Origin of the sequence: Acidisoma sp. PAMC 29798 (assembly GCF_030252425.1) — a bacterium.
Classification (GTDB): Bacteria; Pseudomonadota; Alphaproteobacteria; order Acetobacterales; family Acetobacteraceae; genus Acidisoma; species Acidisoma cladoniae.
On sequence record NZ_CP126994.1, the window covers coordinates 4,498,016 to 4,513,700 of the forward strand.

Sequence of the window (15,685 nt, forward strand, 5' to 3'; positions counted from 1 at the left end):
GGCTTGTGATCCAACTGCGATCCTCAATCGGAATTGACGATGTAGAGGTCTCGCAGTTCATCGACAGACAATTCCTTGGGACTGGCATTGGGGATGTCGGCGAAGTCCGTCAAAAACTTCAAAGAAATCGACATTTCCGACAAATACCGCGCGATTTTCGCGGCAGTCTGTGCCGCATTCTGCTGGATGGCCTTTACATCCTCGGTACGTGCCTGGTCCGCAAACCAATCCTCATCCGTATAGGGTTTTGACAAATTCTTGATGCAGGATGAGATATACGACTCCTGATCGGCGAGCGAATCGTTCAACTCCAGATCGAAGTTCAGCGCGGACGAGCAATAGGAATTTGCCGTATCGATGTCCTTGCTCGACTGGTCGACCGGCGTCGAACCAGACGAACTCTTGCTGTCGAGCAAGGCTTCGTCGGATTGATCGATCGGTCGCAGCGCCGCCAGAGCTTGACGATTGGAGTCGTTGACGGCTTTGACCTCCGCATCGACGTCATCCATGCTCTCATCCGATCGAAACGGAAAACGCCTGAGGAAACTTGCCAGATCAGTGGGTGGATAGGCGGATTCGCTGCGCAGACTGTCTGCGGCATTATTATCAAACATATGAACCTTGAAGGATCCTCTGGGTTCGATCATGCGGATAACGCCGGCCATGAAAAGGAAGTTACACGCACTCACACATTCATTGCCGTCCTGGACCAGCGTCGTCACGCCATAGGCCCGCATGGTGCGTCCCATCGCCATGGCCTCATCCACCGAACCGCCACCCGACCAGAGAGAAACCGTGCCGATCGGTCTGACCTTCTCAAGCACCTCTCTCAGCCTTGCCTCGTCACATTCATCGATCGCGCCCCACATGATGAGATTCTTCAGGTTTCCGGACTGATAGACCGTGTAATGCATGTAGCTATTGAGGTCGTAATTCGTCTTTGGCGGGTAATCCGAGAACAGAGGCGCATTGACCTGTGAACAGGACTGGTAGGTCTGCGCATTGTCCGCCTGCGGGGACGCCGCTCGTGTGCCCCCGTCATCGTCCTTCAATGAGACTGTGGCCGCGTAGGCGTGGGTTGAAAGAACGATCGCCCCCAGCGCCACGAGGGTATGCAACAGGCGTTTCATGCGTTTTCGACCTTCCAGCCACCGGACGCCGTTTGGCAGTAGTTGATATGCTGTTCGACCTCCTTGCCGTTGATGACGGCGAGTTGACGGGTCAGGCGACATTCGTTTCCGCTCGGCGTCTCCGAGACCTTGACCAATGTCGTCGAGCCGCTCGCAGTCGTATGATCTGACTGCCACCTCCGAGGGCGAGCATGATGGACATAAACCGCCCGGCCCGGTGGCGGTATGTCCACAGGCTCATCCAAAGCGGCCTGCGTCGATTCCGATGCGGCTTGGCGATCCCTCTGGTCCAATTGCTGACCGATATAGGTCCCGGCCAAATATCCGGCCAAGCCGCCGACGGCCACGCCCGCCGCGGTGGAAAGCGCCGAGTGGCCGAGCACATTCCCGAGCAGCCCACCGAGGACTGCACCTGTGCCGCCGCCGACAAGGCCGCCCGTTTCGGGGTTATTGGTCGTGCCATCCGGGTTGGTGCAACCCGCCACGGCGATCGTCAAACTCAGCAGAACTACAGCCGCTCGCATATCATTACCCTCAACTCTTCGACGGTTTTTATGGAAATCGAAAGCCTGCCGCGTATCGTTCGACGTTCATGTCACTAAGTGCAGACTGACACTTTCGTAAATTGGACAAAGGTCCTAAGACCTGGTCTGGTCGTCCTGCACCGATGTTTCGGGCGCTGTGCCGCACCTGCGCACACGGGTTGCCGGTGCATCCGGGCGATCAGCCATTCGGATATGTTCCATGTCCTGTCTTCGCCGCTTAGTCTGAGACGCCCGTAGAGACCGGAACGGATGATCGGTACAAAGCCGAGACAAAAAGTGAAGGAGGACAATCTGTTAACGCAGGATCGATTGCGTATTGAACAGGTTGCCGCCGTTATCAGGAATGTGTCCCTCGGTGTGGCGGCGGCGGCCTGCGCGGCGATCGTCCTGGGGGCCACCTTTATTCAACTCGGCGTGCTGCCCCTGCGTGAGGGCGTTATTTGGATGACGTGGATCTGCACCTGCGCCTATGCGCATATCGCCCTGCGGCGTGCTTATGACAAAGCGACACTCCCAACGCGATGCGGACAGGGCTGGGGCATGGCCTTTGCGGCGATCGCTTTCGCCGAGGGCATCGGCTGGGGCTGGCTCTCCATCGCTGTGGCGCCCTCCATCGAGCATGGCCTGGACATGGTGGCGCTCACCGTCATCCTGGCGGTCGCCGCCGGATCCATCCCGGCCTTCGGCAGCTACCTTCCGGCCTTCGCGGCGATTTTCCTGCCGACGACACTCCCCTTCGCGGTCTGGAGCGCCCTGGCCGGCGGACTCCTTCATGCGACCGAGGCCGGTCTGATGGTCATCTTCATCGCCGGCATGGGCGGCCTCGGCGTCCAATTCAACCGCAACTTCTCCAAGTTGGTGACGCTGCGGCTGGAGCGGGAAAGGCTTGCCGAAGATCTTCTCCGCCAAAGGGATCTTGCCGAGCAGGCGAACCAAGCCAAGTCGCAGTTCCTGGCAGCGGCGAGCCATGATCTCCGTCAGCCGGTCCATGCCCTCGGTCTATTTGTCGGTGCCTTGCGCGGTGTGGCGATGCCCAAGCAGGCCGTGCAGCTCCTCGACCAGATCGAGGCCTCGGTAATGGCATTGGATGATTTGTTTAGCGCCCTGCTCGACGTCTCCCGCCTGGACGCCGGCATCGTGCAGGTCCGCAGCCAAGCCTTCCCGATCCAACCGCTGCTCACGCGCATCGTCCGTGACTTCGAGGCTGAGGCATCGGGGAAGTCGATCGGACTGGTGCTGTGGCCCAGCAGCATTAACGTCGAGACCGATCCGCTTCTGCTGGAGCGTATCCTGCGCAACATCATCGCCAACGCCATCCGCTATACAGACCACGGGCGCGTCGTGGTGGGATGCCGGCGGGGGCGGGCATTGCGTGTGCAGGTATGGGACACGGGCCGTGGCATCCCGGCTGATCAGAAGGCGCGGATCTTTCAGGAGTTCTACCAGATCGAGAACCAGCAGCGGGACCGCAGCAAAGGTCTTGGCCTTGGCCTCGCCATTGTGCGGCGTCTGACCGATCTGCTGGCATGTCCCCTCGATGTCCAATCCACGCTTGGGCGCGGCTCGTGCTTCAGCGTCACGGTTCCGGTCGCCCGCGAGGCCCCACACTGGGAACCGACGGTCGTGCGCTCCGTCGGTGCGCTGCAACGCGGCTTCGTGGTGGTGATCGATGACGAGATGCCAATCCAGCAGGCGATGTATAGCCTGCTGACAAGTTGGGGGCATGAGGTCATTGCGGTGTCTTCGGGGGACGCCGCGATGAAGCGGCTCGCCAGCCATCCCGCCCGGCCGGATTTGATTATCGCCGATTACAGACTTCCGAATGGCGAAACCGGCATCAAGTCCATTCAGCGCCTGCGCGCCGAATATAATGCGGAAATCCCCGCGATGCTCATCACCGGCGACACCGCACCGGATCGTTTGATTGAAGCCTCACGCAGCGGCTTTCTTCTATTGCACAAGCCGGTCACGAATAGTCAGCTTCGCGCGGCGATCGGCAATCTCATGAAGCATGGTGCGCCCGACGCCGTCGATGACTAAGCCGCATTCAGACCAATTTGGCTTCGCGCGCAATGGTCGCGGCCTGGGTCCGATTGATCACGTTCAGCGTCTTGAAGATGGCGGTGATATGGGTCTTGACGGTTTTGTCCGCGAGCCCCAGAGCATCCGCAATCTCCTTGTTCTGCAGGCCGCCGGCCAGCAACTTCAACACGTCCGCCTGACGCGCCGTCAGTCGCTCGATAGCGCCGGGGCCATGGCGGCCGGTGGACCCTTGCGCCGCCGGATCCGCACCCGCCAGCAGCATAAGGGCGGGAATATACACCTCTCCCGACAGAACCAGACGCAAGGCCGAGAGGATGGTTTGCGGCCCGGCCGATTTTGGAACATAGCCCAAGGCGCCGAGCGCCAGGGCGCGCCGCACATCCTCGGGGTCCTCCGACGAGGACAGAACGATGACGGGCAGCGCCGGGCGGCGCTTGCCGAATTCCTGAATGGCCTGCATGCCGGCCAGCCCCGGCATCAACAGGTCCAGAAACACCGCGTCGATGTCGGGGTGCGTGTCCGTGAGGTCGAGCCCGGTCAGGCTGTCGGCCGCCCATATCACATCCGTGTCCGGCTCGTTCTGCTGCAGCAGAGCGGCCAGGCCATGACGCATGACGGGATGGTCATCGACAATCAGTAATTTCATTGCACCGTTTATCCGATATCCGCCGGTCTGCACGCAAGGCGGAGAGGGTCCTAGAGACGGTCGTACGACGTCTGCCCTGCGGCCGCCTTTGCCGGCATCGCCCTATCGGTTAGCCTTCGTCGCGTCTGGGCGGTCGAGGGGTGGGGCGATGCGGGTCTGTGTCATTGGTGCCGGGCCAGCCGGGATCACCGCCGCCCATGCCCTCAGCAAGCTTGGCATCGCGGTCGAGGTGTTCGAGGCGAGTGCCAAGGTCGGTGGCATGGCCCGGAGCTTCGATTTATGGGGCCAGCGCGTCGATCTCGGGCCGCACCGCTTCTTCAGCACAGATCCCCGTGTCAATCGCGCGTGGCTGGAGGTCATGGGCACGGATTACCGCATGGTCGCGCGCCAGACCCGCATTCTCTATCGAAACCGGCTGTTCGATTATCCTTTGAAGATCGGCAATGCCCTGGCGAACATGGGACCTGTCAACGCGGCGCGCTGTCTGCTGAGCTATGGCGGCGCCAGGATCATGGCGCCGCGGCGTACGCCGGTCGACACCTTCGAGCACTGGGTCGTCGGCCGTTTCGGCAGACGGTTGTTCGAGATGTTTTTCAAATCCTATAGTGAAAAACTATGGGGCATTCCTTGTACCGAATTGAGCGCGGACTTCGCGGCGCAACGTATTCGGGGCTTCTCGCTCGGGCAGGCGGTCGTCTCCATGCTGGGCTGGGGGCGCGGCGGCCACCGGACGCTCGCCGATCTCTTCGCCTATCCCAAGGCCGGAAATGGCGAGGTGTATGAGCGGATGGCGGCGTCGGTCCTCGCAGCGGGCGGAAAGCTCCATCTGGAGAGCCCGGTCGGGCGCGTCGTGACCCAGGCCGGCCGCGCGACAGGCGTCATCCTTCACGACGGACGCTTCGTCGCCTGTGACCATGTCGTGACCACGATGCCGCTGACCCTGATGGTTCAGGGATTGCGCGATGTGCCAGCCGAGGTCACGGCGGCTGTTTCACGCCTGACCTTCCGCAACACCATCCTGGTGTATTTGCGCATCGGCCGGCCGGATGTCTTCCCCGACCAGTGGCTGTATGTTCATTCGCCCAATCTGGCTATGGGTCGCGTCACCAATTTCAGGAATTGGGCACCAGACCTTCATGGCACCGAGGCGGTGAGCATTCTTGCCCTCGAATATTGGTGCAATGACGAGGATGCCATCTGGCGGGAGAGCGACGAGCAGCTTATTGCGCGCGCCATGGCGGAAATCGCCGACGCGAAACTCGTCGATCGCGCAGAGATTCAGATGGGCAAAGTCAAGCGCGTTCCCCGCTGCTATCCCGTCTATACCCGCGACTATGCGGCGACCCTCGCGCCCGTGGTCGCCTTCCTCAAGACCATTCCCAATCTTTGGCCGATCGGGCGTTATGGGTCCTTCAAATATAACAACCAGGATCACAGCATCCTCATGGGCTTGCTGGTCGCTGAGAACATCGCTTGCGGCGCGGCGCATGATCTGTGGAGTGTCAACAGCGACGACGTTTATCAAGAGCGGGCGATCATCACGGAGCAAGGTCTGGTCACGGCTACTGCCGCTCAGCCGGTATGATCCGGTTGCTGCCCGCCAGGATCGATGGCCTCATCCGCTCTCCGCCGTCACTCAGGTTTCGAGCGCTCATCGTGTTGTCGGCGGTCACTGTTCTCACGGTCGGATTGATCGATCATGCGATGTGGCGGGACGAAATCCAGGCTTGGCTGATCGTTCGTGACAGCCATGGTCTGGCTGACCTGGTGCGTAACCTGCGATATGAAGGGCATCCGCTTCTCTGGTACCTTCTGCTGCTGCCCTTGAGCGCTCTCGGACGGGCGCCACACTGGATGCAGCTGGCGCAATGGCTGACGGCCTCGGCGACCCTCGGGTTGATCGTCTTTCGGGGTCCGTTTGCGCGGCTGGAGCTTCTGCTGCTGCCGTTCGGCTACGATCTCTTGTTCGAGTATGGTGTCAAAAGCCGCAGCTATGCGCTCGGCAATCTGCTTTTCCTGGGGTTCTGTGCCGCCTATCCCCAGCGTCGCCAGCATCCGGTCATGCTGGCGGTGGTGCTGGCGCTGCTGGCCAATGTCCATGCGTTGTTCGCTATCATCGCCTGCGCCTGTGCCTGCGCGATGGTCTTCGACCGGATGCCGCACCCCCGCTGCACACGATGGGATGCCCTTGCGGCCGGCGTCTTTCTGGCGGGATTGAGTGTCACCGTCGCGACCGCGCATCCGCCGGCCGATTCCGGCATCGCGATGGGCTGGCACTTTGATGTCGCCTGGGCCCATCTGGTCGTAACGCTGCGCAGCTTTTCCGGCGTGGTCTACGAGTCAGCCGGGCGGGAGCCGCTGTGGGCTGCTGTTGCGGGCGTCATGCTGATCGGCATCGCCCTGGCACAATGGCGCCGCGCGCCGGACGCGGCGGTCTTGCTGGCGGTGGCGACGTTTGGGTTGGCCGGTTTCTTTCACGTCAAATACGGTCCCGGGCCGTGGCATCACGGGATGCTGTTCATGGCTCTCCTCGGTGCGGTCTGGATCAGTCGTGATCGGGCGATGGCGCAGGGGCATGGGCTGCTGCCGCACTGTCTGTTTCTGGTCCTGGTCGCCTGCCAGGCCGTCAATGGATGGGGCGCGATCTCCGCCGATGCTGTCAGGCCCTATTCCAACGGCCGCGCCGTGGCCCGCTTCATCGAAGTGAGCGGCTGGGCGAAAGCACCCATCTTCGCGCTCGACGACACAATCGCGAGCACGGTAGTCGGCTATCTCGGCGTCGATCACGTCTTCTATGCGCAGGGTGCGCGTGCGGGATCCTTCATCATCTGGGATCAGAAGCGGCGGGCGCCGATTGATCTCGATGCCTTCTTCAATCGCGCGCGCAACGCGGAGCCGGCGCCGACCATCCTCGACTGCGGCCCCTTGATGCGGAGTCAAAGACCGGTCGCCTATGGCTATGCCGCCGTCGCCGTTTTCGACGGCTCTCTCATGGGGGAGGACTGCACCGTCTATCGACGGGCAGTGGCCTTGCCCAATCCGCGTCCAGTCAATGCGAATTGAGCGGAACGGCGGCACCACGACATCCCAGCAGGAAGTCGAAATCGGCCCCTTGGTCGGCTTGCAGAACATGCCGCACATACAGGCTTTCATAGCCGGATGGTGCGGGCGTCGCGGGCACCCAGGCCGCGCGCCGGATGGCAAGCTCGTCCTCTGACACATCAAGCACGAGGCGTCGTCCGGCGACATCCAACTCGATCATGTCGCCTTCCCGCACAAGGGCGAGGGGCCCGCCGGCGGCGGCTTCGGGGGCGACATGCAGGACCACCGTGCCATAGGCAGTGCCGGACATGCGGGCATCGGAAATACGCACCATGTCTGTCACGCCTTGGGCGAGCAGTTTGGGCGGCAGGCCCATATTGCCGACCTCGGCCATCCCCGGATAACCGCGCGGGCCGCAATTGCGGAGCACCATGACACTGTCGGCATCGATGTCGAGATCGGGGTCCAGAATGCGGCGCTTATACTCCCCGATGGTGTCGAAGACGACGGCCCGGCCGCGATGCTGCATCAACGCCGGCGTCGCCGCTGAGGGTTTGATGACGGCGCCGTTCGGGGCGAGGTTGCCGCGCAGCACAGCGATGCCGCCCTCGGGCGTCAGCGGATCGGTGAAGGACCGAATAACCTCCGGGCCGAAATTCTCGGCCTCCGCGACATTCTCCCAGGCGGTTCTGCCTGTCACACTCGGGGCGTCCCGCTCCAACAGCCCGTGCTCGGCGAGCGCGCGCATGACCACAGGCACGCCGCCGGCATAGCAAAACTCCTCCATCAGAAAACGGCCGGAGGGTTGCAGGTCGACGATGGTCGGCACGCCGCGCCCAAACTCGTCCCAATCGTCGAGGCCGAGTTCCACCCCGATGCGCCCCACGATGGCAATGAGATGCAGCACCGCATTGGTCGAGCCGCCGATGGCGCCATTGACGCGAATGGCATTGCGAAAGGCTGCCGGCACCAGCAGCGACGAGAGCCGCATGTCGTCTTTCACCATATCGACGATCCGCCGCCCGGTGACCTGCGCCAGCGCGAAACGCCGCGCATCGACGGCGGGGAGGGCGGCATTCTCGGGCAGCGCGATGCCGAGCGCCTCGACCATGCTCGCCATCGTGGAGGCTGTGCCCATGGTGTTGCAGCTGCCGGCAGAGCGGCTCATGCCAGACTCGGCGCCCATGAAGTCCGCCAGCGTCATGCGGCCCGCCTTCACGTCCTCGCTGTAGCGCCAGATGGAGGTGCCGGACCCCACCGCCTCGCCGCGCACGCGGCCGTTGAGCATGGGGCCGCCCGACAGCACGATGGTCGGCAGATCGCAGGACGCGGCCCCCATCACGAGGGCCGGTGTGGTCTTGTCGCAGCCCACCAGCAGCACGACGCCATCGACCGGATTACCCCGGATCGACTCCTCGACATCCATCGAGGCGAGGTTGCGATACAGCATGGCGGTCGGCCGCAGATTGGATTCGCCCAGCGACATGGTGGGGAATTCGAGCGGCAGGCCGCCGGCTTCCAGCACGCCGCGTTTGACGCGGTCAGCAAGGCCGCGCAGATGCGCATTGCACGGCGTCAGCTCCGACCAGGTATTGCAGATGCCGATCACCGGCCGGCCATCGAAGGAATCGGCGGTGAGGCCCTGATTCTTCATCCAGCTGCGGTGCATGATGGCATCTTTGCTGGACCCGCCGAACCAGGCTTGCGAACGCAACGGTTTTTTCGTCATGGGGATGGGCTCCAAGGACCGTCTATTTGCCGATGCCGAGCATGAGCCCGCCGATCAGGTATCGTTGAAACAGCAGGTAGGCGAGCATCGCCGGCAGAGCGCTCAGCAAAGATCCCGCAAGCAGAACGGGAATATCGAGAACGCGACCCGATTGTAGAACCGCGAGACCGACCGTGATGGTGCGCACCGCCGGCTCCTGAAGGAAGATCAAGGCGACGAGAAGATCATCCCAGATCTGGATGAACTGCAGCACCGCTACTGCCAGCAGGGCCGGCGCGCTCAGGGGCAGGATGATGCGGGTGAAGATGCCCCAATAGGACATGCCGTCGATTTGGGCGGCCTCCATCAACTCGTCCGGCACGTCGCGCATGAAGGAGGTCATCAGGAAGGTGCCGAAGGGCACGCCGAGGGCCGCATAGGTGATGATGACCGAAAGGAAGTTATCGGTGAGACTGAAGGCCGCGAAGTTGATGAACTCGGTCAAGATGATCGACTGCATCGGAATCATCATGCTGGCCGCGACCGCACCCAAAAGCGGCCCGCCAAACCGAAACCGTAGTTTCGTCAGCGCGAAGGCCGCGAGCGAACTGATCAGAAGAATGACGCCGACGGAGCCCAAGGTAATGACGGTCGAGTTGAACAGCTGCCGCGCGACCGGAAGATGCGCGAACAACGTCGTCCAATTGCGTGTCGAAAAGACGGATGCTCCAGCCGCGTCTGTCACCTCGATCGAGGACCGGCCGATGACGAAGAACGGAAACAGCATCACCACCAGCACGAGGCCGAGTGGCAGCATGAGGAACCGCCGCGCGGCGGGGCTGAGAAGGGCGCGCATGGGTCAGACAGCGCCCAGGGTCATACCCATCCCGCATCGACGATGAAGTTCTGCCCCGTGCACATGCGGCTGTCGTTCGAGCCGAGCCACAGCACCATGCGCGCGAGGTCGGCGGGCATCAGCTTGTCAGGCAGGCATTGCCGCTCGCGAATCTGGCGCTCGCCTTCAGCATCCAGCCAGAGGTCGATCTGGCGCTTGGTCATCACCCAGCCGGGCACGGCGCAATTGACGCGAATACGATCCGGCCCCAGCTCACGCGCCAGACCGCGCGTCATGCCGGCGATGCCGCCTTCGCGGTGACATAGGCGATGTAGCCGGCTTCGCCTGCGATAAAGGCGATGGAGCCGAAGCAGATGATGGAACCGCCACCCGCCGCCTTCATGCCGGGGCGCACCGCTTGCGCCGCGAAGAACTGATGGCGGAGATTGGTATCCATCCGGTTCTGCCACAAATCCTCTGTGACATCCTGGACAAGATGACGGTCATCATTGCCGGCATTGTTCACCAGGACCGTGGCGGGGCCATGCAGGGCCGCCGCCGTGCCGACGGCCGTGCGCAGCGCCGCGAGATCGGTGAGATCGCAGGCGATGAAGGTCGGGCGATCATGCCCTTCGCCCGCGATGCGATCAGCCAGCGCCTCCCCCGCGTCGCGTTGCAAATCGAGAAAGGTCACTCGCGACCCCTGGGCGCAGAAATGCTCGACGATGCTCTCGCCGATGCCGGACGCGCCGCCAGTGATCAGGACCGATTGCCCCTGAAGACTTGGGTAGATGGTGTCGGTCACGTCCATGAGCAGGTCCTTCACGCGGGTGGTCGCCGGAAAGATTTCGCGCCGACACCGAATTTCGATTGACAGCGGAGCCGTAGCATTAAAACATATCGTATGATTTTTCCAAGGGCGATTTCGGAAATCTCCGTATCGGCTTCGGAATCGGCGCAACCGCTGAAATGGAGGAGAGTTCCCGTGTCTCAGACCGTCATGGCTCATCAGGCTGCGCCGCCGCGAAAGCATCGATTCAAATCCTGTCTGGCCGCCGCCGTTTTCGGCGCGGTCGGCTGGATCGGTGCCGCCACCGCGCATGCCGGCGATCTTACGATCTGGCACAATTATGGAACCGAGGTGAATGCCACGGCGCTCAATGCCCTGGTGACCGCCTTCGAGGCGAAAGACCCCGATGTGAAGGTCAATGTCGTCAGCCAGCCGGCCGACAACTATTTCGCGCTGCTGACGGCGGCGGCCATTTCGCATAAGGCGCCCGATCTGGCGGTCATGTGGACCGGCATGTTCGATCTGAAATATTCCCATTTGCTGGCCGACGTGAAGCCGCTTCTGGCCGCGTCCGATCTTGCGCAGATGAAGGGTTTGAAGTGGGCGTCTGAGGATTTCGACACCAGCAAGGCGCTGTATCTGGTGCCGTTCGAGGATCAGTTCTACATCGGATTCTACAATAAGGCGCTGCTCAAGAAGGCCGGAATCGCCGCTGCCCCGCGTGACTGGTCGGAACTCGCCGATGCCTGCACGAAGCTCCGCGCCGCCGGCATTACGCCGATGCTATATGGCAGCGACAGCCAGGCGCTGAGTTCGGAATTCTATCCCTTCTACGATCTCAGCTATCTGGTTGCCGGCCTCTATCCCGTGGGTGACCTTCCGGGTCTCGCCAATGGCAAGATCGCCTGGACCTCACCCGAGTTGGTGAAGCAGGTTCAGAAATGGGCGGATCTACATGCGTCGAAATGCACCAACCCCGACGTGCTGACGGCGTCCGATATCCTGACCAAGTTCAATGCCGGACAGGCGGCGATGATCGTTGATGGAAACTGGAACCTTCAGCAGCTTTATGACAAGCTCGGCCCAGATCTCGGCGTCTTCCCGCTGCCCTATTCGGATACCCCGATCAAGGGCGTCGTTCAGATGCCGGGCGATGGCCTGTCGCTCCTCAAATCCTCCGACAACAAGAAGGACGCAGCCGCCTTCCTCACCTTCATGATGAGTGGCGATGGCCAAAAGATCCTGTCCAAAGCTGGGTTGATCCCGGCGCGGGAAGGCTACGAAGCCACCAATCCGCTCTATGCCGGTCTGCTCGGCCTGTCGGATCAAGGTTTCTCCAAATATCCGATGATCGACAACGTCATTCAGCCGAGTGTCGTCGATACCGGATCGAGCACGCTGAACGCGGCGTTCGCGCAGCAGATGACGGTGACGGCCGCCTTGCAGAAGATGCAGGATACCTGGAACAATCTGCCTGCCGCGCAGAAGCAGTGAGCCGTCCTACGAGAGAGCGACTGGTCTAAACGTGCGGTCGTCAGCCAGACCAATGCAGCGGGGGCGCCAGGCAACGGCGCTCCTGTTTCTGTCGCCCCTGATCGTGCTCTGGGGCTTGTTCCTGATCCTGCCGATCATCGAGACGGCCTATTACAGCCTGACGCAATGGGACGGGCTATCGGCGATCTGGAACGGGCTCGGCAACTATAGAACTTTAATGCGCAGCGCCGATTTCGGAGACGTGCTGTTCAACAATGCGCTTCTTCTGCTGTCGATCCCCTTCGCCCTCATCATTCCGTTTTTTATCGCTCTGCTGATTGCGATGGAGCCGCCAGGCTGGAAATGGGTGCGCGCCCTGATTTTCCTGCCGGCGACGCTGTCCTGGGTCGTGACCGGCATCGTGTTCCTGCGCGTCTTCTCGTCGGACGGAATGCTGAATGCCGGCCTGCGTGCGATCGGCCTCGGCGCGCTCCAGATGGATCTCCTCGGCAGCGTCCACACCGCCATCATTCCGATCGCCATCACCTTTGTCTGGTCTCAGGTCGGACAGAACACCTTGATCTTCCTCATTGGCCTGTCGAGCATCGATGCGAGCGTCTTGGAGGCGTGTGCCATAGACGGCGCGGGCTTGCTCGGCACTGTCCGCGCGATCATCCTGCCGCTCATGACACGCTTTATCATCTTCGCCGCGATCATCACCCTGATCGCCGCCTTCACCGCCTTGTTCAGCCTTATCTTCGTCATGACGGGCGGCGGACCCGGCTTCAGCACGACAACGATGGAGTTCTATATCTATCGCCTTGCCTTCGGGCAGACGGATTTCGGCATGGGCGCGACGGTGGGCATTGTGCTGCTGATGGTCATCGCCTTCGTCTCCGTGCCCCTCATGATGGCCTATCGCAGGGCATCCGCATGAGGGAGCCGGCGCCTCTGCTGCGGGGTCGCAGCCTGGTGGACCGCGCGGTGCAGCGCATCGGCCAGGATATTGTCTCGCGACACTATCCACCAGGCGTCAGCCTGCCGAACGAGACAGAGTGGTGCGAACAACTCGACATCAGCCGCAGCGTTCTGCGGGAGGCTTTGCGTGTGTTGGTCAGCAAGAACCTGATCACCATCCGCGCTCGCCTTGGCGGTCGCGTCCGCGATCAATCGGAGTGGAATCTCCTCGACCCGGATATCCTGCTCTGGCGCAGTCATGGTGAGGATCAGCATGTCTTCGCCTCGGAACTCTTCGAATTGCGGCGTACGATCGAACCGGCCGCCGCCGGGATTGCCGCCCGGCGCATCCAACCCGCGCAGCTGGACGAGCTGCGCCGCGCCTATAACGAGATGGAAGCGGCGGGTGAAGATACCGGCCGCTTCTTCGAACCCGACAACCGCTTTCATAAGATCATTCTGGGCGCCGTGGGCAATTCCCTGTTCCATGCTCTGGCGCAGACCATTGTCGTGGCGCTCGACATCACGCTGCGCATGTCCCTCGACGCGCCAAAGGGTCAGCAGCAGTCGTTGCCCTTCCACAAAACGGTGCTGCAGGCGATGGAGCGGGGCGATGCCGCCGCGGCCTCTGAGGCGATGCTGCGGCTGGTCGATGCATCGGAACGCGATGTGGCGGAGGCGCGGGCTGCCATCACCAAAAAACCCAAAAGCGCTGCCGCTCCGAAGCGCGCCCCTCTCAGAAAGGCTGCCCGATGAGCGACGCCGAACGTATTGCGCATATGCGCGAGATCTTCTTCACGGCCCTATTGTCGGACAGTCTCGATCAGGCCGGCGAGCGGCAGCAGGCGATGCATCATCGTATCCGGCCTCTGGACGACAGCCTCGTTCTGGTTGGTCGTGCGCGGACCGCCGCCTTCATGGAAGTTTGGGACACCGAGCCGGAGGGCGGCAATCCCTATGAGCTGGAGATGGACCTCATCGATAGCCTCAAACCCGACGAGATTCCCGTCTTCGCCTGCGGCGACTCCGGCCGTGTCGCACCCTGGGGCGATCTGCTGACCACCGCCGCGCGTGCCCGCGGCGCTGCCGGCGTGGTGATGGATGGCTGCGTGCGCGACATCAGGGCCATCCGCAAAGCCGCCTTCCCGGTGTTTCACGGCGGCATCGCGCCGCTCGACACCAAGGGCCGGGCGCGGGTCATGGCGCTCGATGTGCCGATCGTCTGCGCCGGTGTCCGCGTGTCCCCTGGCGATCTCGTCTTTGGCGATGCAGACGGCTTGGTCGTCATTCCCCAAGCGGCGGAGGCAAAGGTGCTCGGCTTCGCGGAAGAAAAGCTGCGCGGCGAGACCAAGACCCTCGACGCCCTGCGGGCTGGCGCATCGCTGCGCGACGTCTTCGCGCAATACGGCATCCTTTAGCACTATGGGTTTGAGTTGTTTCAGCGACCAAGTCTCTCGTCATGGCATGCGAAGGCAGAGCATGACGGGTGAGTGCCGCGCAGTCCATTGATGGAGACCACCATGCATCTTGTACAGTTCCTGACCGAGTCAGGCGCGCGCCGCGTCGGCGTACCTGAGGCGGACGGCCGTTTTCTGCGCGTGCTCGATGGCTATGACACGGTCTATGCCCTGGCGCGCGTGGCTGTTCGGGATCGGCTGACGCTGGCGGAGGCGGCCCAAGCGGCCTTGGGCGAGACGCTGGTGGATTATGACGCGGTGATCGCGGAACGGCGCCTTCTCGCGCCTTTGGACCACCCGGAACCCGCACGCTTCTGGATCACCGGAACCGGCCTCACCCATCTCGGCAGCGCCGATGCCCGCGACAAGATGCATCTGGAGCAGAACGGCCCCGAGGAGACCATGACGGATTCGATGAAGATCTTCCGCATGGGTCTGACCGGCGGCAAGCCCGCGCCGGGCGAGATCGGCGTGCAGCCGGAATGGTTCTTCAAGGGCCTTGGCACCTGCGTCGTGCCGCCTGAACATCCGCTGCCCATGCCCGGTTTCGCGCTGGCCGGAGGTGAGGAGGCGGAGATCGTCGGCCTCTACCTCATCGATGAGGACGGCAACCCCCGTCGCCTCGGCTTCGCCATGGGCAATGAGTTCTCCGATCAAGTGACGGAAGCGATCAACTACCTCTATCTTGCGCATTCCAAACTGCGTGCCTGCTCGATCGGGCCGGAGCTGCTACTCGGCGCTCTGCCGGCCGATATCCATGGCACGGTGCGCGTGTTGCGGGGGGATGCCTTGGTATGGGAAGGCGAATTCCTCAGCGGCGAAGACAATATGTCGCATTCCATCCAGAATCTGGAGCACTACCACTTTCGCTATCCGAGCTTTCGTCGGCCGGGAGACTTGCACGCCTATTTCTTCGGCGCCCCGGTGCTGAGCTGCGCCCATGGCATCAAGACCCAAGACGGCGACCGGTTCGAGATCGACGTGCCAGTGTTCGGTCGGCCGCTTCGCAATGCGATGGCGCTGGTGGAGGAGACGACGGTGACCGTGACGTCGCTCTAG

General features: G+C 62.3%; 13 protein-coding genes and 1 pseudogene. 8 read left to right on the plus strand and 6 right to left on the minus strand.

The genetic code is table 11. The features are described from left to right. Positions 1–23: 23 nt before the first annotated feature. Together QP803_RS21610 and QP803_RS21615 are read right to left on the minus strand one after the other, a co-directional pair. On the minus strand, positions 24–1,130 hold the full coding sequence (locus tag QP803_RS21610) for a hypothetical protein (RefSeq protein ID WP_284945576.1): 1,107 nt from the start codon (positions 1,128–1,130) through the stop codon (positions 24–26). Next, a complete protein-coding gene (locus tag QP803_RS21615; protein WP_284945579.1) occupies positions 1,127–1,654 on the minus strand; it encodes a YMGG-like glycine zipper-containing protein in 528 nt (175 codons plus the stop codon). The genes QP803_RS21610 and QP803_RS21615 overlap by 4 nt, the downstream gene beginning before the upstream one ends. A 330-nt stretch (positions 1,655–1,984) precedes the next feature. Here QP803_RS21615 and QP803_RS21620 point away from each other — a divergent pair, with 330 nt between their 5' ends. Beyond that, positions 1,985–3,715, plus strand: coding sequence for an ATP-binding response regulator (locus QP803_RS21620; protein WP_284945582.1), 1,731 nt, complete (start codon positions 1,985–1,987; stop codon positions 3,713–3,715). A gap of 7 nt (positions 3,716–3,722) precedes the next feature. On the opposite strand, the gene QP803_RS21625 is transcribed toward QP803_RS21620, so the two are convergent. Continuing rightward, a complete protein-coding gene (locus QP803_RS21625) occupies positions 3,723–4,364 on the minus strand; it encodes a response regulator (protein ID WP_284945585.1) in 642 nt (213 codons plus the stop codon). A gap of 148 nt (positions 4,365–4,512) precedes the next feature. On the opposite strand from QP803_RS21625, the gene QP803_RS21630 reads away from it, so the two are divergent. Together QP803_RS21630 and QP803_RS21635 are read left to right on the plus strand one after the other, a co-directional pair. Continuing rightward, the gene (locus QP803_RS21630; protein ID WP_284945588.1) at positions 4,513–5,949 is read left to right on the plus strand and encodes an FAD-dependent oxidoreductase; all 1,437 of its coding nucleotides are present in this window, start codon (positions 4,513–4,515) and stop codon (positions 5,947–5,949) included. 71 nt (positions 5,950–6,020) lie between these two features. Beyond that, complete coding sequence (locus QP803_RS21635; protein WP_284945590.1) at positions 6,021–7,427, plus strand: hypothetical protein; 1,407 nt, start codon at positions 6,021–6,023, stop codon at positions 7,425–7,427. Here the strand turns inward: QP803_RS21635 and QP803_RS21640 are convergent. From QP803_RS21640 to QP803_RS21650, 3 genes and pseudogenes are all read right to left on the minus strand, one after another. Beyond that, positions 7,414–9,135, minus strand: coding sequence for an IlvD/Edd family dehydratase (locus tag QP803_RS21640; RefSeq protein ID WP_284945592.1), 1,722 nt, complete (start codon positions 9,133–9,135; stop codon positions 7,414–7,416). The two genes, QP803_RS21635 and QP803_RS21640, sit on opposite strands and share 14 nt — an antisense overlap. A 22-nt stretch (positions 9,136–9,157) precedes the next feature. Further along, positions 9,158–9,970, minus strand: coding sequence for a carbohydrate ABC transporter permease (locus tag QP803_RS21645; protein ID WP_284945594.1), 813 nt, complete (start codon positions 9,968–9,970; stop codon positions 9,158–9,160). Positions 9,971–9,990: 20 nt separating this feature from the next. Continuing rightward, positions 9,991–11,051: pseudogene (locus QP803_RS21650) on the minus strand (SDR family NAD(P)-dependent oxidoreductase). Here QP803_RS21650 and QP803_RS21655 point away from each other — a divergent pair. The 5 genes from QP803_RS21655 to araD1 all read left to right on the plus strand — a co-directional run bounded on the left by QP803_RS21655 (position 10,935) and on the right by araD1 (position 15,685). Further along, on the plus strand, positions 10,935–12,233 hold the full coding sequence (locus tag QP803_RS21655) for an ABC transporter substrate-binding protein (RefSeq protein ID WP_284945597.1): 1,299 nt from the start codon (positions 10,935–10,937) through the stop codon (positions 12,231–12,233). The pseudogene QP803_RS21650 and the gene QP803_RS21655 sit on opposite strands and share 117 nt — an antisense overlap. 52 nt (positions 12,234–12,285) lie before the next feature. Continuing rightward, positions 12,286–13,149 carry a carbohydrate ABC transporter permease gene (locus QP803_RS21660; protein WP_284945599.1) on the plus strand — a complete coding sequence of 288 codons (864 nt, stop codon included), beginning with the start codon at positions 12,286–12,288 and terminating at the stop codon, positions 13,147–13,149. Beyond that, positions 13,146–13,925 carry a FadR/GntR family transcriptional regulator gene (locus tag QP803_RS21665; RefSeq protein ID WP_284945602.1) on the plus strand — a complete coding sequence of 260 codons (780 nt, stop codon included), beginning with the start codon at positions 13,146–13,148 and terminating at the stop codon, positions 13,923–13,925. Before QP803_RS21660 ends, QP803_RS21665 begins: the two co-directional genes overlap by 4 nt. Next, positions 13,922–14,587: an RraA family protein gene (locus QP803_RS21670; protein WP_284945604.1), complete on the plus strand. Its 666-nt coding sequence runs from the start codon at positions 13,922–13,924 to the stop codon at positions 14,585–14,587. Before QP803_RS21665 ends, QP803_RS21670 begins: the two co-directional genes overlap by 4 nt. Before the next feature lie 102 nt (positions 14,588–14,689). Then, positions 14,690–15,685 carry an AraD1 family protein gene (gene araD1 / locus QP803_RS21675; RefSeq protein WP_284945606.1) on the plus strand — a complete coding sequence of 332 codons (996 nt, stop codon included), beginning with the start codon at positions 14,690–14,692 and terminating at the stop codon, positions 15,683–15,685.